23 protein-coding genes are annotated in these 25,251 nt (G+C 70.0%); 4 read left to right on the top strand and 19 right to left on the bottom strand.

Annotation, left to right across the window (positions count from 1 at the left end; genetic code table 11):
- Positions 1-43 precede the first annotated feature (43 nt).
- From aroQ to AB0M62_RS17315, 11 genes are all read right to left on the bottom strand, one after another.
- Complete coding sequence (gene aroQ / locus AB0M62_RS17365; RefSeq protein ID WP_366075049.1) at positions 44-484, bottom strand: type II 3-dehydroquinate dehydratase; 441 nt, start codon at positions 482-484, stop codon at positions 44-46.
- Positions 481-1,578 (bottom strand): 3-dehydroquinate synthase, encoded by a 1,098-nt coding sequence (gene aroB / locus AB0M62_RS17360; protein WP_366075048.1) that lies wholly within the window; start codon positions 1,576-1,578, stop codon positions 481-483. The genes aroQ and aroB overlap by 4 nt, the downstream gene beginning before the upstream one ends.
- Positions 1,575-2,090, bottom strand: a complete 516-nt coding sequence (locus AB0M62_RS17355) for a shikimate kinase (protein WP_366075047.1) — start codon at positions 2,088-2,090, stop codon at positions 1,575-1,577. The genes aroB and AB0M62_RS17355 overlap by 4 nt, the downstream gene beginning before the upstream one ends.
- An 8-nt stretch (positions 2,091-2,098) precedes the next feature.
- Complete coding sequence (gene aroC, locus AB0M62_RS17350) at positions 2,099-3,283, bottom strand: chorismate synthase (protein ID WP_366075046.1); 1,185 nt, start codon at positions 3,281-3,283, stop codon at positions 2,099-2,101.
- Between the two features lie 175 nt (positions 3,284-3,458).
- Positions 3,459-3,821: a hypothetical protein gene (locus tag AB0M62_RS17345; RefSeq protein WP_366075045.1), complete on the bottom strand. Its 363-nt coding sequence runs from the start codon at positions 3,819-3,821 to the stop codon at positions 3,459-3,461.
- A gap of 40 nt (positions 3,822-3,861) precedes the next feature.
- The gene (locus AB0M62_RS17340; protein ID WP_366075044.1) at positions 3,862-4,686 is read right to left on the bottom strand and encodes a shikimate dehydrogenase; all 825 of its coding nucleotides are present in this window, start codon (positions 4,684-4,686) and stop codon (positions 3,862-3,864) included.
- A 4-nt stretch (positions 4,687-4,690) separates the two neighbouring features.
- Positions 4,691-6,379, bottom strand: coding sequence for an endolytic transglycosylase MltG (gene mltG, locus AB0M62_RS17335; RefSeq protein WP_366075043.1), 1,689 nt, complete (start codon positions 6,377-6,379; stop codon positions 4,691-4,693).
- Between the two features lie 124 nt (positions 6,380-6,503).
- Positions 6,504-6,974: a Holliday junction resolvase RuvX gene (gene ruvX / locus AB0M62_RS17330; RefSeq protein WP_366075042.1), complete on the bottom strand. Its 471-nt coding sequence runs from the start codon at positions 6,972-6,974 to the stop codon at positions 6,504-6,506.
- Positions 6,975-6,976: 2 nt separating this feature from the next.
- Positions 6,977-9,661 carry an alanine--tRNA ligase gene (alaS, locus tag AB0M62_RS17325; RefSeq protein WP_366075041.1) on the bottom strand — a complete coding sequence of 895 codons (2,685 nt, stop codon included), beginning with the start codon at positions 9,659-9,661 and terminating at the stop codon, positions 6,977-6,979.
- Positions 9,661-9,996 carry a DUF6167 family protein gene (locus tag AB0M62_RS17320; protein ID WP_366075040.1) on the bottom strand — a complete coding sequence of 112 codons (336 nt, stop codon included), beginning with the start codon at positions 9,994-9,996 and terminating at the stop codon, positions 9,661-9,663. The genes alaS and AB0M62_RS17320 overlap by 1 nt, the downstream gene beginning before the upstream one ends.
- A 7-nt stretch (positions 9,997-10,003) precedes the next feature.
- Entirely contained in the window at positions 10,004-10,450 is a 447-nt protein-coding gene (locus AB0M62_RS17315; protein ID WP_366075039.1) for a DUF948 domain-containing protein, read from the bottom strand.
- Between the two features lie 145 nt (positions 10,451-10,595).
- Between AB0M62_RS17315 and AB0M62_RS17310 the strand changes: the two genes are divergently transcribed.
- Positions 10,596-12,740, top strand: a complete 2,145-nt coding sequence (locus tag AB0M62_RS17310; RefSeq protein WP_366075038.1) for a tetratricopeptide repeat protein — start codon at positions 10,596-10,598, stop codon at positions 12,738-12,740.
- A gap of 24 nt (positions 12,741-12,764) precedes the next feature.
- Here AB0M62_RS17310 and rpsD read toward each other — a convergent pair whose 3' ends face one another.
- Positions 12,765-13,379, bottom strand: a complete 615-nt coding sequence (gene rpsD / locus AB0M62_RS17305) for a 30S ribosomal protein S4 (protein ID WP_366075037.1) — start codon at positions 13,377-13,379, stop codon at positions 12,765-12,767.
- Positions 13,380-13,567: 188 nt separating this feature from the next.
- Here rpsD and AB0M62_RS17300 point away from each other — a divergent pair, with 188 nt between their 5' ends.
- Positions 13,568-14,260, top strand: coding sequence for a DUF2470 domain-containing protein (locus AB0M62_RS17300; protein ID WP_366075036.1), 693 nt, complete (start codon positions 13,568-13,570; stop codon positions 14,258-14,260).
- A 1-nt stretch (position 14,261) separates the two neighbouring features.
- Here AB0M62_RS17300 and AB0M62_RS17295 read toward each other — a convergent pair whose 3' ends face one another.
- The 4 genes from AB0M62_RS17295 to AB0M62_RS17280 all read right to left on the bottom strand — a co-directional run bounded on the left by AB0M62_RS17295 (position 14,262) and on the right by AB0M62_RS17280 (position 18,484).
- Positions 14,262-15,635, bottom strand: coding sequence for a replication-associated recombination protein A (locus AB0M62_RS17295; RefSeq protein WP_366075035.1), 1,374 nt, complete (start codon positions 15,633-15,635; stop codon positions 14,262-14,264).
- Positions 15,636-15,703: 68 nt separating this feature from the next.
- Positions 15,704-16,315, bottom strand: a complete 612-nt coding sequence (locus AB0M62_RS17290; protein WP_366075034.1) for a vitamin K epoxide reductase family protein — start codon at positions 16,313-16,315, stop codon at positions 15,704-15,706.
- Between the two features lie 164 nt (positions 16,316-16,479).
- Positions 16,480-17,748 carry a histidine--tRNA ligase gene (gene hisS / locus AB0M62_RS17285; RefSeq protein ID WP_366075033.1) on the bottom strand — a complete coding sequence of 423 codons (1,269 nt, stop codon included), beginning with the start codon at positions 17,746-17,748 and terminating at the stop codon, positions 16,480-16,482.
- Positions 17,749-17,761: 13 nt separating this feature from the next.
- Positions 17,762-18,484 (bottom strand): MBL fold metallo-hydrolase, encoded by a 723-nt coding sequence (locus AB0M62_RS17280; RefSeq protein WP_366075032.1) that lies wholly within the window; start codon positions 18,482-18,484, stop codon positions 17,762-17,764.
- A 153-nt stretch (positions 18,485-18,637) separates the two neighbouring features.
- Here AB0M62_RS17280 and AB0M62_RS17275 point away from each other — a divergent pair, with 153 nt between their 5' ends.
- Together AB0M62_RS17275 and AB0M62_RS17270 are read left to right on the top strand one after the other, a co-directional pair.
- Entirely contained in the window at positions 18,638-19,417 is a 780-nt protein-coding gene (locus AB0M62_RS17275) for a peptidylprolyl isomerase (protein WP_366075031.1), read from the top strand.
- Between the two features lie 153 nt (positions 19,418-19,570).
- On the top strand, positions 19,571-20,800 hold the full coding sequence (locus AB0M62_RS17270; protein WP_366075030.1) for a DUF349 domain-containing protein: 1,230 nt from the start codon (positions 19,571-19,573) through the stop codon (positions 20,798-20,800).
- A 91-nt stretch (positions 20,801-20,891) separates the two neighbouring features.
- Here AB0M62_RS17270 and AB0M62_RS17265 read toward each other — a convergent pair whose 3' ends face one another.
- From AB0M62_RS17265 to secF, 3 genes are all read right to left on the bottom strand, one after another.
- A complete protein-coding gene (locus AB0M62_RS17265; RefSeq protein ID WP_366075029.1) occupies positions 20,892-23,423 on the bottom strand; it encodes a bifunctional (p)ppGpp synthetase/guanosine-3',5'-bis(diphosphate) 3'-pyrophosphohydrolase in 2,532 nt (843 codons plus the stop codon).
- Positions 23,424-23,593: 170 nt separating this feature from the next.
- Entirely contained in the window at positions 23,594-24,133 is a 540-nt protein-coding gene (locus AB0M62_RS17260; protein ID WP_366075028.1) for an adenine phosphoribosyltransferase, read from the bottom strand.
- Positions 24,130-25,251 carry a protein translocase subunit SecF gene (secF, locus tag AB0M62_RS17255; RefSeq protein WP_366075027.1) on the bottom strand — a complete coding sequence of 374 codons (1,122 nt, stop codon included), beginning with the start codon at positions 25,249-25,251 and terminating at the stop codon, positions 24,130-24,132. The genes AB0M62_RS17260 and secF overlap by 4 nt, the downstream gene beginning before the upstream one ends.

Here is a 25,251-nt window from a genome sequence, read left to right as displayed (position 1 = left end):
CCCGCCGTTCAGTGAACGGGCGGGGAAGCGCGATGGTGCCCGGTCAGCCGGACAGTTCGTCCGCGAGGGCGCGCAGCGCCAGCCGGTACGAGCCGATCCCGAAGCCGGCGACCGTGCCGCTCGCGACTGCCGCGACCACCGACGTGTGGCGGAACTCCTCGCGGGCGTACGGGTTGGAGATGTGCACCTCGATCAGGGGCGCGGTGCGCTGAGCCGCCGCGTCCCGCATTCCGTACGAGTAGTGCGTGAACGCCCCCGGGTTGAGAATGACCGGAATTGAACCGTCCGCCGCCTCGTGGAGCCAGCGGATCATCTGGCCCTCGTCGTTCGTCTCCCGCACCTGGACCTCGAAGCCGAGCTCCTTGCCGAGCGTCTGGCAGGCGTCGACAAGACCCGCGTAGGAGGTGGCGCCGTACACGTCGGGCTCCCGCGAACCGAGCCGCCCCAGATTGGGCCCGTTGAGGACGAGCACCTGTCGCGTCACTTGGACACCTCTCCGTAGGCGGCCAGCAGTACCGCGGGATCCGGGCCTTCGAGCACGGTCGGCTTGGCGAGACCGTCCAGGACGATGAAGCGCAAGAGGTCGCCCCGCGACTTCTTGTCGACCTTCATGTTCTCCAGCAGTTTGGGCCACTGGTCACCGCGGTACGTCAGCGGCAGCCCGACCGACTCCAGGACCGCGCGGTGGCGGTCGGCCGTCGCGTCGTCGAGCCGGCCTGCCAGCCGGCCGAGTTCGGCGGCGAAGACCATGCCGATCGAGACGGCCGCCCCGTGGCGCCAGTTGTAACGCTCGTTCTTCTCGATGGCGTGCGCCAGCGTGTGCCCGTAGTTGAGGATCTCGCGCAGCCCGGATTCCTTGAGGTCACTGGAGACGACCTCGGCCTTGACCCGGATGGAGCGCTCGATCAGCTCGGCGGTGTGCGGCCCGGCGGGCGTACGAGCCGCCTCCGGGTCCGCCTCGATCAGGTCGAGGATCGCCGGGTCGGCGATGAAGCCGGCCTTGATGATCTCGGCAAGCCCGCTGATGTAGTCGTTGACCGGCAGCGAGTCCAGCGCGGCCAGGTCACAGAGCACCCCGGCCGGCGGGTGGAAGGCGCCGACGAGGTTCTTGCCCTCCGCGGTATTGATGCCGGTCTTGCCGCCGACCGCCGCGTCCACCATGGCCAGCACCGTGGTCGGTACGGCGATCCATCGCACCCCGCGCAGCCAGGTCGCGGCGACGAAGCCCGCCACGTCCGTGGTGGCACCACCGCCCACACCGACGATCACGTCGGTACGGGTGAAGCCGGTCTGCCCGAGCGCCTTCCAGCAGTACGCCGCCACCTCGACGGTCTTGGCCTCCTCCGCGTTGGGCAACTGGATGGCGATGGCTTCGAAACCCTGCGACGCGAGATCCTCGCGGATCGCCTCGCCGGTCTCGGCGAGGGCCTCCGGGTGCAGCACGGCGACCCGCTTGGCCTTGGAGCCGATCAGCCCGGGCAGTTCGCCGAGCAGCCGGCGGCCGACGAGCACCTCGTACGGGTCGGCTCCCTCGGTACCGCCGATCCGGATGCGTGTGGGCGTGTTGTCGTCGGTCATGCGTCCTTCAGCTCCAGTGCGTCGAGGACCGCTTGTGCGACCTCTTCGGGGGTGCGCTCGTCGGTGGCGACGACGGCGCGTGCCACCTGGTTGTAGAGCGGGCGCCGCTGCTCCATCAACTGCCGCCACTGCTGGCGGGGGTTGACGGCGAGCAGCGGGCGGGCGGTGTTCAGGCCCACTCGTCGGACCGCCTCGTTGACCTCCACGTCGAGGAAGACGACCGGCAGTCCGGTCAGCAGCTCTCGGGTGGACGGATCGAGGATGGCCCCGCCGCCGAGGGCCAGCACACCGGTGTGCCGCTCGACCGCGGTCCGTACGGCCTCCCGCTCGCGGGCGCGGAAGTACTCCTCGCCCTCCTCGACGAAGATGTCCGAGATGGGCCGGCCCTCGGCCGCCACGATGTCGGCATCGGTGTCCCGGTAGGCGGCGCCGAGCCGTGCGGCCAGCAGCTCGCCCACCGTGGACTTGCCGACGCCCATCGGCCCGACGAGGACGACCAATGGCGAGTTCATCGGATCGCTCACCGGATTTCGAGGTTGTCGAGGAAGGACCGCACATTGCGACGGGTCTCGGGCACGGAGTCGCCGCCGAACTTCTCCGCCACCGCGTCGGCCAGCACGAGGGCGACCATCGCCTCGGCGACGATCCCGGCGGCGGGCACGGCGCACACGTCGGAGCGCTGGTGGTGGGCCTGGGCCGCCTCGCCGGTGGCGACGTCGACCGTGGCGAGCGCCCGCGGGACGGTCGCGATGGGCTTCATGGCGGCTCGTACGCGCAGCAGCTCACCGGTCGTGAGACCGCCCTCGGTGCCACCGGAGCGGCCGGAGGTGCGGCGGATGCCGTCATCGGTGGAGACGATCTCGTCGTGCGCCTTCGAGCCCGGTACCCGGGCCAGCTCGAAGCCGTCGCCGACCTCGACACCCTTGATGGCCTGGATGCCCATGAGGGCGGCCGCCAGCCGGGCGTCGAGGCGCCGGTCCCAGTGCACGTGGGAGCCGAGGCCGACCGGCACGCCGTACGCCAGGACCTCGACGACTCCGCCGAGCGTGTCGCCGTCCTTGTGGGCCTGGTCGATCTCCGCGATCATCGCCTTGCTCGCGTCCGCGTCGAGGCAGCGCACCGGGTCCGCGTCCAGCTTCTCGACGTCGGCCGGGACGGGGTAGACGCCGTACGGCGCCTTGGCCGCGGCCAGTTCCACCACGTGCGAGACGATCTCGATCCCGGCCGTCTCCTTGAGGTACGAACGGGCGACCGCGCCCAGCGCGACGCGGGCCGCCGTCTCCCGGGCGCTCGCGCGCTCCAGGATCGGCCGGGCCTCGTCGAAACCGTACTTCTGCATGCCGGCGAGGTCGGCGTGACCGGGGCGGGGGCGGGTCAGCGGCGCGTTGCGCGCGAGTCCGTCAAGAATCTCGGCATCGACCGGGTCGGCCGACATGACCTGTTCCCACTTGGGCCACTCGGTGTTGCCCACCATGATCGCGACCGGGGAACCGAGGCTCAGCCCGTGCCGCACGCCGCCGAGAAAGGTGACCTCGTCCTTCTCGAACTTCATCCGCGCGCCACGGCCGTAGCCGAGACGCCGCCGGGCAAGTGCGTCCGCCACCATCTCGGTGGTGATCGGTACGCCGGCGGGGAGACCCTCCAGCGTCGCGACGAGTGCGGGGCCGTGCGACTCTCCCGCGGTCAGCCAGCGCAACCTGCTCAACGGTGCTCCTCATGTTCGCGCCTGGAACTGCGACGGCGCGACCGGGTGCGCGGCCCCGGCCCGCCACCATTGATCCTCCCACGTCCGGGCCCATGTCCCGGCCGCCGGTCCAGCACTCGGACGCCCGTGGACGCACCCCTGGCCACCCGACGGCGCTCGACGGCGCCCCCGGGAGTCAGCCCGAGTCGCCGCCCCGGCGCTGCTGGGGGGCGTACGCACCGAGGAAGTCGGCGCCGCTTGGCTCCTCGCGCTGCGCCTGCCGCGCGGGCTGCGGTGCGTAGGGCCCCAGGTGGTCGGCGCCGCGCCCCTGGTCGTTCTGCGCGGCCGCCACGGGCCGCGCGGACCGCGCGGCGCGGCGCTCTGCGCGGTTGCGCCGGAGCTTGCGGGCCCAGCCCAGAAAGACGGCCAGAATGATCAGGCTGAGCAGCGGGATCTCCAGCCAGTCCGGCAGAAAACCGATGACGGCTTCGAGGACCTCTCTGACAACGCCGTCGAAGACGGCTGAGGCAATGGATGCCTGCGGCAAACCGGTTTCCATGAGTCTTTCTCCCCCCTGCGCGATGCCGGACCCGGAGATCCTAGCGGGCGCCGAGCGCCTGTTCGCCTGCTCTGCGCATCGCGGAGAGCGGCGCAGGAGTCCGGCCCGTCATCTGCTCGACCTGCAGCACAGCCTGGTGGACCAGCAGGTCGAGTCCGCCCACCACGCCCCCGCCCCGCTGCGACCACTGGGCGGCCAGCGCGGTGGGCCACGGGTCGTACAGCACGTCGAACAGTGTTCCGGGCGCGTCCGGCACCGACGCGGCCAGAGCATCGGTCGTCCCGGCCGGTGTTGTGGCGACGACCAGCGGGGCACGGAACGCCTCGGCGGCGTCCACCCAGTCGGCCGTGCGGACGCCGACCCCCAGCCGCTCGCCCCACTGCCGCATCTCGTCCGCGCGCGCCCGGCTGCGTACGTACGCGGTGACCTCGCCCGTACAGATTCGGGAGAGCGCGGCCAGCGCGGAGGAGGCCGTGGCGCCGGCACCCAGAACGGCGGCCGCCTCCACCTTCTCCACACCGCGCTCGCGCAGCGCGGCGATCATGCCGGGGATGTCGGTGTTGTCGCCGACCCGTCGGCCGTCCTCGGTGAGGACGACCGTGTTGACCGCCTCGACAGAGGCGGCGGTGTCGCTGATCCCGTCGAGCAGCGGGATGACCGCGCGCTTGAGCGGCATGGTCAGCGAAAGACCGGCCCAGCTCTCGTCCAGCCGCTCGAAGAAGCCGGGCAGGCCGGGCTCGTCGACTTCGAAACGGTCGTACGACCAGTCGGTGAGCCCGAGCGCCGCGTAGGCGGCGCGATGCAGCACGGGCGACAGCGAGTGGGCGATGGGCGAGCCCAGTACGGCGGCCCGGTGGCCTGACATGGATCTAGTCGCCATTCTTCTGCCGCTCGTTGAACTGATCAACGAGCTTCTCGTGCTCGGCCAGCGTCTTGGTGAACTTCGTGGTCTGCCCGTCGATGGACACGAAGAACATCCAGCCGCCCTTGTCCGGCGCCAGCGCGGCGGTCAGCGCCTCCTCGCCCGGGTTTCCGATAGGCCCGGGAGTCAGACCCTTGTAGAAGTACGTGTTGTACGGGTCGTCGTGGCTCCGGATCTCCTCGACAGAGATATTGATCTTGCTCTGGTTCTTCAGGTAGTTGAACGAGGAGTCGAACTCGAGCTTCTGGTTGGTGACCGTGTTCGTCGGCTCGAGCCGGTTGTAGACGACCGCGGACATCTTCTTGAAGTCGTCGTGGGTGATGCCCTCGGCCTGGACGAGGCTGGCGACCGTGAGGACCTCGAGGGGGGAGTCGAGACCCAGCGTCTTGGCCTTCGCCTCGAGGTTCAGGCTCCCGTACTTCTCGTTCGCCCGCGCGACCATCTGCTGGAGCACCTTCTCCGGCTTGGTCGACTTGCCGATGTCGTAGCGCGAGGGGAAGAGGAAACCTTCGAGCGGGTCCTTGATCTTCGGATTGTCGTCCGCCCACGAGGGCAGCCCGAGGTTCTTCACCTGGGACGTCGCCACACCCTTGGTGGTGCCGGCCTTGAGGCCCAGTTGCTTGTCGATCGCCGCGTAGACCTGGACGTTCCGCATGCCCTCGCGGACGATCAAACCGCTCCGGCTGGCGGGGTCGGTCATCAGTTCCACGGCTGCCCTGGCGGACATCTCCTTCTTGAGGGAGTAGACACCCGCCTGAATGAACTTGGCGTCCGGGTCGCTCGCCTGGGCTGCGACAAAGGCGTCGACGCTCTTGACGACACCCTTCCGCTTCAGGATGTTGCCGATTTCGTAGCCGCCCGCGCCCTTGGGGATCTCCACCTCGACCTGGCCGGTGCCTTCGCCCGCGAAGTCCTCGGCCGCGCCGAATCGGTCCTGCCAGAACTGGTAGCCGTAGTAGCTGACTCCCCCGAGGCCGCCCACGAGCACCAGCGAGACGATCAAGCACGCGCAGCCGTTGCGGCGCTTCTGTTTGGACTTGCCGCGGCGTTCGCCACCGCCCCGCCCGCGGCGCCTCTCACCCGGGTCGTCGTCGTACTCCCCGTCGTCGTCGCGGCCGTCGCCGCCCGCGAAGAAGGGATGCTCCGGCTCGTCGGGCCCGTCCGGCTGCCACTCGGGGGTCTGCTCCGGGGCGGCGGGCCGGCGGCCGGGGGGCTGCGGCGGGGGATACGCGTCCGGGGTGCCGTACCGGTCGGGCGCCTCGGGCGGGTAGCCGCCGGGCTGCTGGGCGTACGGGTCGGCCGCGCCTGCGCCATAGGGGACGGCGACCGGGTTCTGGCCGGTCTCCCAGGCACCGTTGTACTGCTGGTTCTGGTGCTGCTCGGGATACTGCTGGGCCGAGTACTGCTGCCCGGGATACGGACCCTGCTGACCGGTGTACTGACCCTGCGGATCTCCGTACTGCGGCTGCTGCGGCTGCTGCGGGTATTGCTGCTGCGGCGGGTACTGCTGCTGCGGCCGGTCGCCGTACGGACTCCGGCCGTCAGCGGCCTGGTGCCCTCTCCACCCCGGGTCCCCGTACAAGGGGTCCTCGGGATGCCACGGTTCGGAGCCTGCGCCCCGGCCATACTCAGTCATCGATCCCCTAGAGCCGCGAGACGGCGGCCGCTGGGCACCGCTGCCTCGGCTTCCGGTCCGCCTCATTCGTATGCGGCGGCTGTTCGAACACCGGCGCATCGCGCGGAACGTTACCGTATCGCGATCAGACAACCACTTCGACGCCCTCGCCGGGCGCTGTGCCTGACGCCCGTTCGGACTCCAGAGCGTTCTGAAGGATCACCACAGCGGCAGCCTGGTCGATGACAGACCGGCCCTTCTTGGACTTCACGCCCGAAGCGCGGAGCCCCTGACTGGCCGTCACTGTGGTCATCCTCTCGTCCACCAGTCGTACCGGAACGGGCGCGATGCCGCGGGCCAACTCGTGTGCGAAAACTCGCACCTTGGCCGCGGCCGGACCCTCGCCGCCGCTCAGGGAGCGGGGCAGGCCGACCACGACCTCGATCGGCTCGTACTCCTCGACAAGCTGCCGCAGCCGCCGGTGGGCGGCTGGGACGTCACGTCCCGGCACGGTCTCCACCGGCGTGGCGAGGACCCCGGAGGGGTCGCACGAGGCGACCCCGATCCGGGCGTCCCCGACGTCGATCGCGAGCCGGCGACCGATGCGCATCGTCATGGTCACGCCGTCTCGGCGACGAGTCGCTCGACGGCGGCCACGGCGTCGCCGATGGCCTGCGGGTTCTGTCCGCCGCCCTGGGCTACGTCCGGCTTGCCGCCACCGCCGCCGCCGAGAGTCTTGGCGGCCGTACGGACCAGGTCGCCGGCCTTGAGGCCGCGCTCGCGGGCGGCCTCGTTGGTGGCGATGACGGTCAGCGGACGGCCACTCGCGGTGGTGAACAGAGCCACGACCGCCGGGCGGTCGCCGGCCCCCGACAATTGACCGAGCCGGCCGCGGACGTCGAGGACGAGCCTGCGCAGATCGTCGGCTCCGGTGCCGTCGGGCACCTGGCCGGTGACGACGGCGACGCCGTGTACGTCCTTGGCACCCGCGGCGAGACCGGCGGCGGCCTGGAGGACCTTCTCCGCGCGGAACTTCTCGATTTCCTTCTCGGCGTCCTTGAGCTTGGCGAGCATCCCGGAGATCTTCTCCGGCAGCTCCTCGGGACGGCCCTTGACCAGCTCCTGGAGCTGGGCGACGACCGTGTGCTCCCGGGCGAGGAAGTTGTAGGCGTCCACGCCGACCAGGGCCTCGATACGCCGTACGCCCGAGCCGATGGAGGACTCGCCGAGCAGCTTCACCAGACCCAGCTGGGCGGTGTTGTCGACGTGCGTGCCGCCGCACAGCTCCTTGGAGAAGTCGCCGATGGTGACCACCCGCACGCGCTCGCCGTACTTCTCGCCGAACTCGGCGATGGCGCCCTGCTTCTTGGCCTCGTCGATGCTCATGACCTCGGCCTGAACATCCAGTTCACGGGAGAGGACTTCGTTGATCTTCTGCTCGACGTCGGTGAGGACCGTGCCCGGAACGGCGTTGGGCGAGCCGAAGTCGAAGCGGAAGCGGCCGGGCGAGTTCTCCGAACCCGCCTGGGCGGCCGTGGGGCCGAGAGCGTCCCGCAGCGCCTGGTGCGTGAGGTGGGTGGCGCTGTGGGCGCGGGCGATGGCTCGGCGGCGCCGGGTGTCGATGACGGCGTGGGCGGGAGCGCCGACCGTCACCTCCCCGACCTGGACCGAGCCCTTGTGCACGCTGACGCCGGGGACCGGCTGCTGAACGTCGCGGACCTCGATGACGGCGCCGGAGTCGAGCCGGATCCGGCCCTGGTCGGCGAGCTGGCCGCCGCCCTCGGCGTAGAAGGGGGTGCGGTCGAGGACGACCTCGACCTCGTCGCCCTCCGAGGCGGCCGGCGACGGCACACCGTCGACCAGCAGACCGACGACGGTCGCCTCGTTCTCGGTGTGGGTGTAGCCGGTGAATTCGGTGGCACCCGAGTCGTCGGCGACAGCGCGGTAGGCGGACAGGTCGGCGTGACCCGTCTTCTTGGCCCTGGCGTCGGCCTTGGCCTTGTCCCGCTGGTCCTTCATCAGACGGCGGAAACCGTCCTCGTCCACGGACAGGCCCTGCTCGGCGGCCATCTCGAGGGTGAGGTCGATCGGGAAGCCCCAGGTGTCGTGGAGCAGGAACGCCTTGTCGCCGGGCAGGACCTGGCCGCCCGCGGCCTTGGTGTCGGTGATGGCGGTGTCGAGGATGTTGGTGCCGGCCCGCAGGGTCTTGAGGAAGGCGGCCTCCTCGGCGAGCGCGACGGTCTCGATGCGCTTGTGCTCGGTGATCAGCTCCGGGTACTGCTCGCCCATGGACTTGATGACGGTGTCGACGAGCTCGGCGACCACCGGGCCCGTGGCGCCGAGCAGGCGCATGTTACGGATGGCGCGGCGCATGATGCGGCGCAGCACGTAGCCGCGGCCCTCGTTGCCTGGGGTGACGCCGTCGCCGATGAGCATCACGGAGGTGCGCATGTGGTCGGTGACGACGCGCAGCGAAACATCCGACTCGTGGTCGGCGCCGTAACGGACGCCGGTCAGTTCCGTGGCCTTGTCGATGACGACACGCGAAGTGTCGATCTCGTACATGTTCGGCACGTCCTGCAGGATCATCGCCAGGCGCTCGAGACCGAGGCCGGTGTCGATGTTCTTGGAGGGCAGGTCGCCGAGGATCGGGAAGTCCTCCTTGCCGTCTCCGGCCCCGCGCTCGTACTGCATGAAGACCAGGTTCCAGATCTCCACGTACCGCTCGTCGTTGACGGCCGGGCCGCCCTCGACGCCGAAGTCCGGGCCGCGGTCGTAGTTGATCTCGGAACAGGGTCCGCAGGGGCCGGGAACACCCATGGACCAGAAGTTGTCCTTCTTGCCCAGGCGCTGGATGCGCTCGGCCGGGACGCCGATGACCTCGCGCCAGATGGTTTCGGCCTCGTCGTCGTCCAGGTAGACCGTGATCCAGAGGCGCTCGGGATCGAGCCCGTAGCCACCGTCCGCCACGGAGCTGGTCAGCAGCTCCCAGGCGTACTTGATGGCGCCTTCCTTGAAGTAGTCGCCGAAGGAGAAGTTGCCGCACATCTGGAAGAACGTGCCGTGGCGGGTGGTCTTGCCGACCTCTTCGATGTCCGGCGTACGGACGCACTTCTGGACGCTGGTGACGCGCGGGGCGGGCGGCTTGGCCTCGCCGAGGAAGTACGGCTTGAAGGGGACCATGCCGGCGGGAACCAGCAGCAGCGTCGGGTCGTCCGCGATCAGCGACGCCGACGGCACGACCTTGTGCCCACGCTCCTCGAAGAAGCGCAGCCAGCGGCGGCGGATTTCAGCCGACTCCATCAGTGGTCCTCATTCCGGTTGTACGAGTGCTTCGTCGTCGAGTGCTTCGGGTGCTTCGGGTGGTCAATGGCGGCGACCCGGCGGGGCGCGGCGAGCTCATGGACGTCGGGGGCGTGCAGGCCCAGCGCGTCGTTGAGCTCGTCCTCACGCTGCGCCATCCCCGCCCTGACGTCGAGAGCGAAGTCCTTGAGCCGGTGGCCCGCCTCGATCGCCTTGTCCGCGGCCTGCGCGGCGAGGCTCTCCGGGGTCAGCTGCCTGAGCTTCCGGTTGACCTTGGTGGTGGCCCACACACCGGCAGCAGCGCCTGCGGTGAACCAGAACGTACGGCGGAACATGGCTGCGTCAGTCCTTCGGTCCGCGGGAGCCTCGGCCGGTCTTCTTCGCCCGCCGGGCCGACGGCAGGGTGCGGCCGACGATCACCGTACGGGACGGCTGCGGCGGCACCTCTTTACGGCCCAGCGCCCTGCGCACGCCGTATCCGAAGGCGGCGACCTTGACCAGCGGGCCGCCGAAGGTGGAGGCCACCGTGGTGGAGAGCGCCGAGGCGTTCGACGTGACTTCCTGGACGTCCGTGGCGATGGCGTCGACCCGGTCGAGTTGGGTCTGCGCGGAGCGGACGGTCGCGGAAGCGTCGGCCAGCAGCGGGACGGCCTGTTCGGTCACGTCCGCCACCAGCTTGGTGGTCGCCTTGAGCGTCTGGGCCAGCCTCACCAGCACTACGGCGAGGAACGAGACCAGGATCGCCCAGAAGACGGCCACGAGGATCCCGGCCACCTCTCCACCGGACACGTTGCACCGCTCCCTGCACGTCGAAGTCGTCCCCCGACCCTATCGCGCCGCGGGTCCGGGGCCGTACCGCATTAGCGCGGCCGGCGACGGCGGTTGTCCGGTTGGATTGTACGCAGTGCGTACGGACCAGTACCCTCCGTGTCCCATGCGAAGAACCAACCTCCCCGCGGAACTGAGCGGGTTCGTGGGCCGCGAGGCCGAACTCGCGCTGCTGGAGCTCCGGCTGGAGGAGTTCCGGCTGGTCACCGTGACCGGTGTGGGCGGCGTGGGCAAGTCGCGATTCGCCAGCCGGGCCGCCCGTGACCTGCGGGATCACTTTTGCGACGGGGTATGGCTGGCCGAGCTGTCGCCCGTCCGTGACGCGGCGCTGCTCGACCACGCGCTGGTCGAGGCACTCGGACTGACCGACCACACCACCCGGGCGCCCAGATCCGTACTGGTCGACCATCTGGCCGGACGCGAACTCCTCCTGGTGCTCGACGGTTTCGAACACCTGGTGGAAGAGTGTGCCGGGCTGGTGCGGGAGCTGCTGCGGCAGGCCCCCCGGCTGACGGTGCTGGCCGCCGGCCGGCGGCCGCTCCGCGTGGGCGGCGAACAGGTTCTCCCGCTCGCGCCGATGCCCGCGGACGACGCGGCGCGGCTGCTCGCCGTCCGGACCGCGGCCGGGAGGCCGGGTTTCGAGGTGACGTCCGCGAACTGGGCGACGGTGCGGGAACTGTGCGAGCGGCTGGACGGAATCCCGCTCGCCCTCGAGCTGGCCGCGGGGCGGCTGCGGACTCTCTCGGTCGAACAGGTGCTGGAACGGCTGGACGACCGGTTCCAGCTGCTCACCGGCGGAAACCGGGGCGCGCTGCCGCGGCACCAGGCGCTGCGTACGACGATCGGGTGGAGCCATGAGCTCTGTACACCGCAGGAGCGGCTCCTGTGGGCGCGGCTCTCGGTGTTCGCCGGGCAGTTCGACCTGGATGCCGCCGAGTACGTCTGCGCAGGTCCCGACCTGCCGGCCGAAGGCGTGCTCGACGTGCTGGGCGAGTTGCTCGCGCAGTCCCTGCTCGTACGGGACGACTCGCCCGGGGCGGCCCGCTACCGGATGCTCGACACGGTCAGGGCTTACGGAGCGGGCTGGCTGGAGGCGCTGGGCGACACCGGGCGGATGCGGCGCAGGCACCGGGACTGGTACATGGGGCTGGCCACCTGGTGCGAGCTGGACTGGTTCAGTCCGCGCCAGGCCGAAGTGGCGGCCCGTGTCGACAGCGAACTGCCGAACCTCCGTCTCGCCCTGGAGTGCTGTCTGGCGAATCCGGAGGAGGCGCATCTGGGCCAGTACCTGGCCGGCACTCTCTGGTTCTACTGGGCGGGCTGCGGTCGCCTCTCCGAGGGCCGGCACTGGCTGGACCGGAGCCTGGAGCTGGAGTCGGACCACGACGCCTCCCGCCTGAAGGCGCTGTGGGTGCTCGGCTATGTGGCCGCTCTGCAGGGCGACAGCGTGGCGGCGACGGCCGCGCTGTACGAGTGCCGGGAGGAGGCCGACCGTACGGACAATCCGGTGGCCGCCGCCTACGCCGTCCACCGCATGGGCTGTCTCGCGCTGGTCTCCGACGACATGGTGCGGGCCGGGGAGCTGCTGCGCGAGGCTGTCGACCAGTACCGAGAGGTGGGCGAACTCAACAGCAATGTGCTGATGGCCCAGGTCGAGCTGGCGATGTCACTGGTGTTCCGGGGCGACCTCGACGCGGGCCTGGAGCTGTGCGAGGAGGTCCGGGAGATCTGCGAGGAACGGGGTGAGCTCTGGACCCGCGCCTACGCCCTCTACGTGCTGGGGTACGCGGCGTGGACGCGGGGCGATCACGCCGAGGCCCGCGCGTTGCTCTCGCAGTGCATTTCGATCAACCACACGTTCCACGACCTGCTCGGCCTGGTTCTGGCTCTCGAGCTGCTGGCCCTGGTGGCAGCCGGCGAGGGCGACCCGTCGGAGGCCGCGGTACTGCAGGGGGCCGCCGAGCCGGTCTGGGACTCGGTGGGGCTGCCGCTGTTCGGCTCGGGCTACTTCAGCACGCCCCGCGCCAGGTGCGCACAGCAGGCCGGGCGACTGCTGGGGGCCGAGCGGTACGCAGAGTGCCTGCGGCGGGGGCGTGCGATGGGTCTGGAGGCGGTGGTGGACCGGGCGCTGCGGGTCCCGTCGGCCGCACAGGTTGCGGCGGTGCGCGGCGCCCGCTCCGGCGCGCAGCCGGAAACGCGGAAGCCCGCCGGTTCCCCCTCCGCACAGGGCGGCGGGGAAACGGCGGGCTGACCAGCCTGAGTGGCTACGTCCGGATCAGCGGGCGTAGTACTCGACGACGAGCTGCTCGTCGCAGATGACCGGGATTTCCTTGCGGTTCGGGTCGCGGTCCAGGCGGAAGGCCAGGGCCTTCAGGTTCACCTGGAGGTAGCGCGGGGTCTCGCCCTCGCCGGCGTAGCCACCTTCACGGGCAACCTGGAAGGGGTGCTTGTCGCGGCTGCGCTCGCGGACCGTCACGACGTCGTCGGGACGGACACGGAAGGACGGCTTGTCGACCTTGCCGCCGTTGACCTGGATGTGGCCGTGGACGACCATCTGGCGGGCCTGGTAGATGGTGCGGGCGATGCCCGAACGCAGGACCAGGGCGTCGAGACGGCGCTCGAGCTCGACGACCAGCGCCTCGCCCGTCTTGCCCTCGGCCTTCTTGGCGCGGTCGTAGGCGCGCGCCATCTGGCGCTCGCTGATGTCGTACTGCGCGCGCAGACGCTGCTTCTCGAGCAGACGGACCTTGTAGTCCGAGTTCTGCTTGCGGCCACGGCCGTGCTCGCCCGGCGGGTAGGGGCGGGCTTCGAAGTACTTGACAGCCTTCGGCGTCAGCGCGATACCGAGCGCGCGAGACTTCTTGACCTTGGGACGCGACTGGTTAGGCACGTTCTCCAGACCTCCGTTGTAGGTTAGGTTAGGCTCACCTTACTCAAGGAGATCGCATGTCTCGCCCTGGGAACACCAAGCGCATCACGGACAGCACAAAGAACACCGACGCTTCTGAGAGCGTCGAGGCGACGGAGGTCCGATCAGCTCATGGTCAGCCGCGTCCCAGCGGGCTTGAGATTACTCGGATGCCGTCAGCAGCCGAGCGCACACGAACTCTCGTACAGAGTACATGCTCAGCCGTACTGCTCATTACCGGCCTGGAAGGCGCACGCCCCGACCAGCTGATGCCGGCCGGGCGGAGCGTGGGTCCCGACGGCGAGGTGTACCTCGACTTTCCGGCCGACTCACCCGCGGTACGCGCCGCCACACACGCGCAGGACGACGAACTGGCCGCCGTGCTGGAGATCACCGATGTCGCGCCGGTTTCCGTCCCCAACCGCATCCGGGGCCGCGCCTGGATCTCCGGCTGGCTCACCCGCGCTCCCGGCCTGGCCGAGCCCGGCCGGATGATGCTGCGGCTCGAGGTGGGCGAGGCGTCGGTGGACGACCTGTGGGGCGCGTCGGCCGTCGAGGCGGAGGACTTCGCGCACGCCGCCGCCGACCCCCTCGTCGCGCACGAGGCGGAGCTGCTCCAGCACCTCCACGCGGCGCACGGCGACCAGGTCCAGGAGCTGTGCGGGCTGCTGGGCGAGCGGGAGCACGGCTCCCACCGGTCCGCGGAGCGCGCGGTGCCGCTGGCACTGGACCGGTTCGGGCTGCGGGTGCGGTTCGACGGTGAGCTGTGCTTCGACGCTCGGTTCGACTTCCCCGAACCGGTGCGCGACATCACCGGCCTGCGCCGGGCCATGCACACCCTTTTCCAGGCGGCCTCGCACTGACTCACTGAGCCGCGTCGGACGAGCCCTCCCCACCGCGCAGCCGCTCACGGACCTTTTCCACCACGTCCGCGTACCGCGCTTCCGCGCCGTACCGCGTGGGCTCGTAGTACCGCTTGCCGTGCACCGCGTCCGGCGCGTACTGCTGGGCCGCGATCCCGCCCGGCAGATCATGCGGGTAGAGATATCCCTGGGCGTGGCCGAGCTTGGCCGCGCCCTTGTAGTGGCCGTCGCGCAGATGCGGCGGCACCGGTCCCGCCAGCCCGGCGCGCACATCGGCGAGCGCGGCACCGATGGCCGTGGTCGCCGTGTTCGACTTGGGCGCCAGGGCGAGTGCGATGGTGGCGTGGCTGAGGGTCAGAGCCGCCTCGGGAAAGCCGATCAGCGCGACCGCCTGGGCGGCCGCCACCGCGGTCGGCAGCGCGGTCGGATCGGCCAGGCCGATGTCCTCGCTGGCCGAGATCATGAGCCGCCGTGCGATGAAACGGGGGTCCTCCCCCGCTTCGATCATGCGGGCCAGGTAGTGCAGCGCCGCGTCCACGTCCGAGCCGCGGATCGACTTGATCAGCGCGCTCGCCACGTCGTAGTGCTGGTCGCCGTCACGGTCGTACTTCACCGCGGCCCGGTCGACAGCCTCCTCCACGCTCCGCAGGGTGACCTCCTGCTCGCCCTTGGCGAGAGCGGACCCCGCACCCGCTTCCAGGGCCGTGAGCGCCCGGCGGGCGTCGCCGCCCGCGATCCGGAGGAGATGTGTCTCGGCGTCCGCGGACAGCGTGACGGCTCCGCCGAGGCCGCGCGGCTCCGTGAGCGCCCGGTGCAGCAGGGCGCGCAAATCCTCGTCGGTGAGCGGTTCGAGCGTGAGCAGCAATGAGCGGGAGAGCAGCGGGGAGATGATCGAGAAGTACGGGTTCTCGGTGGTCGCGGCGATCAGCGTCACCCAGCGGTTCTCGACGGCCGGCAGCAGCGAGTCCTGCTGAGCCTTGCTGAACCGGTGGATCTCGTCCAGGAAGAGGACGGTCTCCTTGCCGAAGCCGCCCGCCGCGCGACGGGCCCCTTCGATGACGGCCCGCACTTCCTTGACGCCGGCGGTGATCGCGGAGAGTTCGACGAAGCGCTTCTGCGTGGCCTGGCTGACGACGTACGCCAGCGTCGTCTTGCCGGTGCCGGGCGGCCCCCAGAGGAGCACCGAGGAGGGACCCGCCGGCCCGCCGCCGCCCTCGCCCACCAGCCGGCGCAGCGGCGCACCGGGCTTCAGGAGGTGCTGCTGGCCCACCACCTCGTCAAGGGTGCGCGGGCGCATCCGTACAGCGAGCGGAGTGCTGGACGGATCCTTCTCCTGGCGGTCTTCTGCGGCGGCGGTGAAGAGATCGGGTTCCACGCGTGAAGCCTATGCCAGCCCAATGACAGTGCTGCCGGGCGTCGTGGGAGCGGGTTCCGGGGCGCGGCTCAGCCGGTCCAGAAGTCCCACCAGCGGGTCAGGATCAGCATCCCGATGACACCGACCCACACCACCGGAACCACCCAGTGGAACTCCAGGAGTCCGTTGCGCAGGCCGGCGGGAACGGGAATGAAGCGGTGCCTGATGTTGTGGAGGGTGACGTACCAGAACATCACGATGGTGGCGACCCAGGCCAGGCAGCACCACAGGCAGAGCGAGTTGATGGTGTAGAGCGACTGGTACTGGAGCCAGGTGCAGAAACCGACGCCGAACAGCGTGCCCGCGTTCAGCCCGAGCCAGTACCAGCGCCGGTAGCGCGCCCCCGCCAGCAGGCCCACGCCGATGGCGATCACCATGGCGTAGGCGACCAGGCCGATCATCGGATTGGGGAAGCCGAAGGCCGAGGCCTGCTCGCTCTTCATGATGTTGCCGCAGGAGACGATCGGGTTCAGGCTGCAGCCGGGGACGAAGTCGGGGTCCTCGAGCAGTTTGAACTTGTCGAGCGTGATGATCCAGGAGGCCAGCAGGCCCGCCGCACCGGTGATCACCAGAAGCCAGGCCGGCCCCCGCCCGGCGCCGACCGAACGCCCGGTCCCCTCGTCAGCCGCAGTCGTCGTCATATCGCCGTTCCGTCGCTCCCGTAGGCCTTGCAGGGCACGCCCATTCTGCCGCACCCCGGCGGCCATCATGCATGCTCCGGCGTTCGCCGGACATAAGCAGGGCCCGGAGCGTCGGGCGACGGTCCGGGCCCCCCATCAGGCCTGGTGTGTGGCCGCCCTTCGGGTCAGCCGCGGGCGAACCTCTCCCGGAGGTCTGTGACAACCGCGTCCAGCGCGACCGGCGCCTGCTCGCCGCTCTCCATGTCCTTGACCTGGACCACGCCTTCGGCGAGGTCACGCTCGCCCGCGACGATCGTGAAGCGCGCGCCCGAACGGTTGGCGCTCTTCATCGCGCCCTTCAGACCCTTGCCGCCGTACGCGAAGTCGGCCGCGACTCCCGCCCTGCGCAGCTCGGTGACCACGCCGAAGAGGAGCCGGCGGGCCTCCTCACCGAGCGGCACCGCGAACACGCTGGTGGCGGAGGGGAGTTCGAGCGTGATGCCCTCGGCCTCCAGCGCCAGCACCGTACGGTCCACGCCTAGCGCCCAGCCCACGGACGGGAGCGCAGGGCCGCCGATCATCTCCGAGAGACCGTCGTAGCGGCCCCCGCCGCCCACCGCGGACTGCGAGCCGAGCCCGTCGTGGACGAACTCGAACGTTGTACGGGTGTAGTAGTCGAGGCCGCGCACGAGCTTCTCGTCGTCCTCGTAGGCGACTCCCGCCGCGCCCAGCAGCTCGCGGACCTCCTCGTGGTACGCCTTGCACGCGTCACACAGGTAGTCACGCAGCATCGGCGCACCGGCCAGCTGCTTCTGCACCTCGGCGCGCTTGTCGTCGAGGATCCGCAGCGGGTTGATGTCGATACGCCTCCGGGTGTCCTCGTCCAGCTCCAGTCCGCGCAGGAAGTCCTGCAGGGCGGCCCGGTAGACGGGACGGCACTCCTTGTCGCCCAGCGAGTTCAGCAGGATGCGGAAGGTACGCAGCCCGAGCGACCGGTACGCCTGGTCCGCCAGGATGATCAGCTCGGCGTCGAGAGCCGGGTCCTCGGCACCGATCGCCTCGGCACCGACCTGCGAGAAGTGCCTGTACCGGCCCTTCTGCGGCTTCTCGTAGCGGTAGTACGAGCCCGAGTACCAGAGTTTGACCGGCAGGTTGCCGAGCTTGTGCAGGTTGGCCTCGAGTGCCGCGCGCAGCACCGAGGCGGTGCCTTCCGGGCGCAGCGCCAGCTTGTCGCCGCCCTTGGTCTCGAAGGCGTACATCTCCTTGGAGACGATGTCCGTCGACTCACCCACACCCCGCGAGAAGAGCTCGACGTTCTCGAAGCCGGGCGTCTCGATGTAGCCGTAGCCGGAGTTCCTCAGGGGTGCGGCGATCGCCTCTCGCACCGCGAGGTACTTCGCGGAGTCGGGCGGCAGCAGGTCGTACGTGCCCTTGGGGGCCTGAAAAGTGCTCACGGGAAGTCTCTCGTCACATTCCTCGTCGGGGAGCGGCGGTGAAGCCGTCTCCGAAGCCGGCGGCCACCTCGCGCAGATACGGGTTGGTGGCGCGCTCGCGGCCGATGGTGGTCTGGGGGCCGTGGCCGGACAGCACCACGGTCGAGTCGTCGAGCGGCAGGCACACGCGTGCCAGCGACTCGAGCATCTCGGCCTGGTCGCCGCCCGGCAGGTCCGTGCGTCCGACGGAGCCGGCGAAGAGCAGATCGCCCGAGAAGAAGACCTGCGGAATGTCAGCGCCGCCGGGGGCTTCGGGCATCGTGAACGTCACCGACCCCTTGGTATGGCCGGGAGCGTGCGCGACGGTGAACTCCATGGACGCGAGCTTCAGCCGCGCCCCGTCGGTCAGCTCCTGCACGTCGTCCGGCTCCCCCACGGTCAGCTCACCCATGAGCGGCATCCCGATGGAGCGGCCGAGGGCCTTCTCCGGATCGCTCATCATGTACCGGTCGGCGGGGTGGATCCACGCCGGTACGTCATGTGCTCCGCACACCGGCACCACCGAGGCGACATGGTCGATGTGGCCATGGGTGAGGACGACGGCGACGGGCTTGAGCCGATGCTTCCTGAGTGCTTCCTCGACTCCCTGGGCGGCCTGGTGGCCCGGGTCGATGATCACGCACTCCTCGCCTGCGGCGGGGGCGACCAGGTAACAGTTGGTCCCCCAGGCCCCGGCGGGGAACCCGGCAATGAGCACGATCGTCCTTAGGTGTTGTCCGGCATGGGTGGTACGGCTGGGATTGCAGCAGATCAGAGCCTACCGGCGCTGCTCATCACACAGCGAACCCATATACGGTACGGGCTAACCCGGCCGGACAGCAGTACCCGATACGCACAAGGAGACGACCCGGTGGTCACCAGCGATCAGCGGCGGCGACAGCTCGCCAGGGAAAAGTTCGAGCGTCAGCAGCAGCGCAGGGCCGAGGCCCGCCGCAAGGCACGGCGGCGCAACACGGTGATCGCGTCGGCACTGGCGGTGGTACTGGCCGCCGGCGCCACGGCCGCCGCGACCGGGGCCTTCGAGAAGGACAAGAAGGCCGGGGGTTCCGACGCCGCGGCCCCCTCCCCCTCGGCCAGTGAATCGAAGTCGGCGGAGCCGGCGATGACGATCGACAAGAAGGCGAAGTACACCTTCGCGATCAAGACGAACCAGGGTGACATCAAGCTCGCCATGGACGCCGCGAAGACTCCGCACACCGTGAACTCGTTCAAGTCGCTCGCGGACAAGGGCTACTTCGACGGTACGAAGTGTCACCGTCTGACCACGAGCGGCATCTTCGTCCTGCAGTGCGGCGACCCGAAGGGCGACGGCAGCGGCGGTCCCGGCTACACCATCCCGGACGAAAACCTGTCCGGCCTGGGCAAGGCGGGCGCGGACGGCTCGGTGACCTACCCCGCCGGCACCGTCGCCATGGCCAACACCGGGCAGCCCGGCTCCGGCGGCAGCCAGTTCTTCCTGGTGTACAAGGACAGCAAACTGCCTCCGACGTACACACCGTTCGGCACGATCGACGCGCCGGGTCTGCGGACCGTCAACGCGGTGGCCGAGGCCGGCGTCGGGGGCGGGGCACAGGACGGCGCACCGAAGAAGGCCGTCACCATCGAGAAGGCGACCGTGACCAAGTCCTGAGGTTGCGATTTCGGTAGCGCTGGATGCGGACAGCCGACCCGACGTTCGCCTATGTTGGCGTTGTGCAGGGCGGGCGCTGCCCGCCCCAGGAAACTGTGGACGATGCCCGGGGGGCGGCAAGCCCCCTCGCAGGCATCATGTGGAGGAGGCGCTGTGAGCAGCGACCCGTGGGGCCGCGTCGACGAGACGGGCACCGTGTACGTGCGAACTGCCGATGGCGAGAAGGTCGTCGGCTCGTGGCAGGCCGGATCTCCCGAGGAGGCTCTGGCCTACTTCGAGCGCAAGTACGAAGGCCTGGTTGTCGAGATCGGCCTCCTCGAGCGACGGGTACGGACCACCGACCTGTCGGCCAAGGACGCGACGACCGCCATCGAGCATCTGCGCCAGCAGGTCGACGAGCACCACGCCGTCGGCGATCTCGACGCGCTGCGTCAGCGTCTCGACAAGCTCGTCGCGACCGTGGACTCGCGCCGCGAGGAGCGCAAGGCGCAGAAGGCGAAGCAGACCGACGAGGCGAAGCACGCCAAGGAGGCACTGGTCGCCGAGGCGGAGGAGCTGGCCCAGAGCGAGCAGTGGCGGGCCGCGGGTGAGCGGCTGCGCGCGCTGGTGGACACCTGGAAGGGCCTTCCGCGGCTCGACCGGAAGTCGGACGACGAGCTGTGGCACCGCTTCTCGCACGCCCGCTCGGCCTTCTCCAAGCGCCGCAAGGCCCACTTCGCCTCGCTCGACGCGCAGCGCGAGGAGGCCCGGAAGGCCAAGGAGAAGCTGGTCGCGGAGGCCGTCGCGCTGTCCGGGTCCACCGACTGGGGTCCCACGGCGGCCCGCTACCGCGACCTGATGACGGAGTGGAAGGCGGCGGGCCGGGCCCAGCGCGAGGCGGAGGACGAGCTGTGGAACCGCTTCCGCGGAGCCCAGGACGTCTTCTTCGCCGCACGCAGCGAGGTATTCGCGGAGCGCGACGCCGAGCAGTCCGAGAACCTCAAGCTCAAGGAAGAGCTCGTGGTCGAGGCCGAGAAGCTCCTTCCGGTGTCGGACCTGAAGGCGGCCCGCGCCGCTTTCCGTTCCATCAACGAGCGCTGGGAGGCCATCGGCCACGTACCGCGTGATGCCCGGCCGAAGATCGAGGGCCGGATGCACGCCGTGGAGCGGGCCATCCAGGAGTCCGAGGAAGCCGAGTGGCGGCGGACGAATCCGGAGGCGCGGGCGCGTGCCGCCGGCCTCACGGGTCAGCTCCAGGCTGCTGTGGACAAGCTGCGCACGCAGGTCGACGCGGCGCGCGCGGCGGGCAACAACGCCAAGGCGGACAAGCTGGCCAAGGAACTCGAGGGCCGGCAGGCGCTGCTGGACCAGGCGCTCAAGGGCCTGGAGGAGTTCGGCGGCTGATGTGCCGAGCAGGACCGCGGCCCCGGTACGGAGATCAGTACCGGGGCCGCGGTCTGTGCCCCGGGCCTGTCACAGACCCGGGGCCGCGGGCTCAGGGCCTGCGGGCCGAGGTGACGCGGTAGACGTCGTACACGCCCTCCACGCCCCGGACCGCCTTCAGTACATGGCCGAGGTGCTTGGGGTCGCCCATCTCGAAGGTGAACCGTGAGGTGGCCACCCGGTCCCGCGAAGTCTGCACCGCCGCGGAGAGGATGTTGACGTGCTGGTCGGACAGCACACGCGTGACGTCCGAGAGCAGCCGTGACCGGTCCAGCGCCTCGACCTGTATGGCGACCAGGAACACCGAGGACTGGGTCGGCGCCCACTCCACCTCGAGGATTCGCTCCGGCTGCTGCGACAGCGAGTCGACGTTGACGCAGTCGGCGCGGTGGACGGAGACGCCGCTGCCGCGGGTGACGAAGCCGATGATCGGGTCGCCGGGCACAGGCGTACAGCAGCGGGCCAGCTTGACCCACACGTCGTCGACGCCCTTGACGACCACACCGGGGTCCGCGTTGGCGCGCCGCTTGCTGCGGCCGCGCACCGGGACCGCGGTCTCGGCGATGTCCTCGTTGGCCGCGTCCTCGCCGCCGAGGGCCTGTACCAGCTTCTGCACGACGCCCTGCGCCGCGACATGGCCCTCGCCGATCGCCGCGTAGAGGGAGGAGATGTCGGGGTAGCGCATCTCATGCGCGAGCGTGACCAGCGAGTCGCCGGTGAGGATCCGCTGGATCGGCAGGTTCTGCTTGCGCATGGCGCGCGCGATGGCGTCCTTGCCCTGCTCGATCGCCTCGTCGCGGCGTTCCTTGGAGAACCACGCGCGGATCTTGTTGCGGGCGCGCGGTGACTTGACGAAGCCCAGCCAGTCGCGGGAGGGGCCCGCGCCGACGGCCTTGGAGGTGAAGACCTCCACCAAGTCGCCGTTGTCCAGGGTCGATTCGAGGGGAACGAGCCGCCCGTTGACCCGTGCTCCTATGGTGCGGTGGCCGACCTCGGTGTGGACGGCGTACGCGAAGTCGACCGGGGTGGCGCCCGCGGGCAGCGCTATCACGTCGCCCTTGGGGGTGAAGACGAAGACCTCGTTGCGGGAGAGGTCGAAGCGCAGGGACTCCAGGAACTCGCCCGGGTCCTCGGTCTCCTTCTGCCAGTCCAGCAATTGCCGCAGCCATGCCATGTCGTTGACGGTGTCCTGGCCCGCGGTGCCCTTGCCGGCTCTCGGCACGTCGGTACGCACCTTGGAGGCGCCGGCGACGGTCTCCTGCTTGTACTTCCAGTGCGCGGCGATGCCGTACTCGGCCCGGCGGTGCATGTCGAACGTACGGATCTGCAGTTCGACCGGCTTGCCGCTGGGCCCGATGACCGTCGTGTGGAGCGACTGGTACATGTTGAACTTGGGCATCGCGATGTAGTCCTTGAACCGCCCCGGCACCGGGTTCCACCGGGCGTGGACGGTGCCGAGCGCCGCGTAGCAGTCGCGGACGGTGTCGACGAGGACGCGGATGCCCACCAAGTCGTAAATCTCGGCGAAGTCGCGACCTCGCACGATCATCTTCTGGTAGACGCTGTAGTAGTGCTTCGGTCGGCCGGTGACGGTGGCCTTGATCCGGGCGGCGCGCAGGTCGGACTGGACCTCGTCGGTGACGACGGCCAGGTACTCGTCGCGCTTGGGGGCCCGCTCCGCGACGAGCCGAACGATCTCGTCGTACATCTTGGGATAGAGGATCGCGAAGGCGAGGTCCTCCAGCTCCCACTTGATGGTGTTCATGCCCAGCCGGTGGGCCAGGGGCGCGTAGATCTCGAGGGTCTCGCGGGCCTTCTTCTCCTGCTTCTCCCGCTTGAGGTAGCGCATGGTGCGCATGTTGTGCAGGCGGTCGGCGAGCTTGATGACCAGGACGCGCGGGTCCTTGGCCATGGCGACGACCATCTTGCGTACGGTCTCCGCCTGCGCGGCCTCACCGAACTTGACCTTGTCGAGCTTGGTGACTCCGTCGACCAGGAGGGCTACGGAGTCGCCGAAGTCTCGGCGCAGCGTGTCGAGCCCGTACTCGGTGTCCTCGACGGTGTCGTGCAGCAGGCCCGCCATCAGGGTCGCCGGGTCCATGCCCAGCTCCGCCAGGATGGTGGTGACGGCCAGCGGGTGGGTGATGTACGGGTCGCCGCTCTTGCGCTTCTGGCCGCGGTGCCAGCGCTCGGCGACCTGGTACGCGCGCTCGATCTGACGCAGCGTGGAACTCTCGATCTTGGGGTCGTTGCTGCGCACTATGCGCAGCAGCGGCTCGAGAACGGGGTTGTACGGGCTCGAGCGCTGGACGCCGAGACGGGCGAGCCGGGCGCGTACGCGGTTGGACGAGCCGCCGGAGCGGGACGTCGGGCCGGGCGCGGGCTTCGCGGGCACGGGCTTCGCCGCGGAGACAGGGACCGGGGTCTGGGAGCTCGCGCCGTTGGACCGCGTGGAAGGCGGCTCCGTGGGCTTCTCGACGGGCCGCTTCGCGCTCTCGTCGGGCATGGCGGCTGCCGCCGCGGCCTTGTCGGCCGGCTGGTCGGGCTGCGCGGCGGCGGCCAGTGGCTGGACCTCGTCTGGCAAGAGCGCTCCTCGTGCGGATCCGGGTCCCGCGGTCAGGTCCGGATAGCCAATGGTATCGATCCCTGGCCCGAAGCTCGTCCCGGGCCCGTGAGAGAGGTCACGACGAACGGCGGCCGCCCGGGTTCCTCCGGGCGGCCGCCGTCGATGATGTGCCGTATGAGCGTATGGACTCAGACCGTGATCAGGGCCTCCAGGGGAGCTCCGCGCAGGGCGGGCTCCAGCCGTGCACGGCCCGCGAGGAAGCTCAGCTCCATCAGCACCACCACGCCCGCGACCTCGGCCCCGGACCGCCGGATCAACTCCAGTGAGGCCTCGGCCGTGCCGCCGGTGGCGAGCACGTCGTCGATGACCATGACCCGGTCGCCCGCGGCCAGATCCTCGGCGTGGATCTCGATCTCGGCGGTGCCGTACTCGAGCTCGTACGACTGGGACAGCGTCGCACCCGGCAGCTTGCCGGCCTTGCGGACCGGCACGAAGCCGATCCCGGAGCGGACGGCAGCCGGCGCGGCGAGGATGAAGCCGCGTGCCTCCAGACCGACGATCTTCGTGGCGCCGTGCCGTATGCACAGTTCGGCGAGCAGCTCGGTCAGGGCCGTGAAGGCCTCCGGGTCCGCGAGCAGCGGAGTGATGTCCTTGAACACCACTCCCTGCATCGGGTAGTCGGGCACATCCCGGATCCGGCTGAGCAGCAGCTCGTGCGTACTGGTCATCGGCGCTTGCCCCGACCGCGTCCGCCGCGCGGCGTGGGCTGCCGGCGCTGGCCGACGACCGCACCCGCGGTCTCCTCCTCGTCATCCCCGACCGGGTGCCCGTCCTGGGGCTCGCCGGGGGTGGGCTGGTCCGCCCACTCACCCTTGGCGGCAGCGGCGGCCCGCTTGGCGAGCACCCGCTTCTTCAGGGCCTTCATCTGCGGGTCGCGCTCCTTGAGGTCGGCGACCAGCGGGGTGGCGATGAAGATCGAGGAGTACGCACCGGCCGCGAGGCCGACGAACAGCGAGAGCGAGATGTCGTTGAGCATGCCCGCGCCGAGGAAGCCGCCGCCGATGAACAGCAGGCCGGCCACCGGCAGCAGCGCCACGACCGTGGTGTTGATGGAGCGCACCAGGGTGCCGTTGAGGCTGCGGTTGGCGATCTCGCTGTAGGTGAAGCGGGTCTGCTTGGTGATGTCCCTCGACCCCTCCTTGAGACCGTCGAAGACGACGACGGTGTCGTAGAGGGAGTAACCGAGGATGGTCAGCAGACCGATCACGGTGCCCGGAGTGACCTCGAAGCCGACCAGTGCGTAGACACCGACCGTGATGGTGAGGTCGTGGATCAGTGCGATCAGTGCGGCGACCGCCATACGCCATTCGAAGGCAATGGCAAGGTAGATCACCACGAGGACCATGAAGACGCCGAGGCCGGTCCATGCCTTGTTGGCGATCTGCTCGCCCCAGCTGGGGCCGACGAGGTCGGCGGCGATGTCGTTCGCCTTGACACCGAGGGTCTCGGCGAGGTCCTGGCGGACTTCGCCGGCGGCGTCGGTGTCCAGACCGCTGATCTGGATACGCATGGTGCCGTCGCCCAGCTTCTGGACGATCGCGTCGTGGCCGGAGGCCTGCTCGGCCTCCTCCTGCACCCGCGAAACGGAGAGGTCCGTCTTCGGCGTGGTGAGGACGGCACCGCCCTTGAACTCGATGCCCATGTTGAGGCCCTGTACGGCCAGGGCCACGATGGCGGTGATGGTGATCAGGATCGAGACGCCGTACCAGATCTTCCGCTTGCCGACGAAGTCGTAGCCGACTTCGCCCTGGTAGAGCCGGTGGCCGAGGCTGCCGAGTCGCGACAT

The sequence above is a fragment of the Streptomyces sp. NPDC051219 genome (genome assembly GCF_040682335.1).
Lineage (GTDB): Bacteria > Actinomycetota > Actinomycetes > Streptomycetales > Streptomycetaceae > Streptomyces.
The sequence above is the reverse complement of the archived record's forward strand: the minus strand, read 5'-3'. Positions and strand labels throughout refer to the sequence as shown.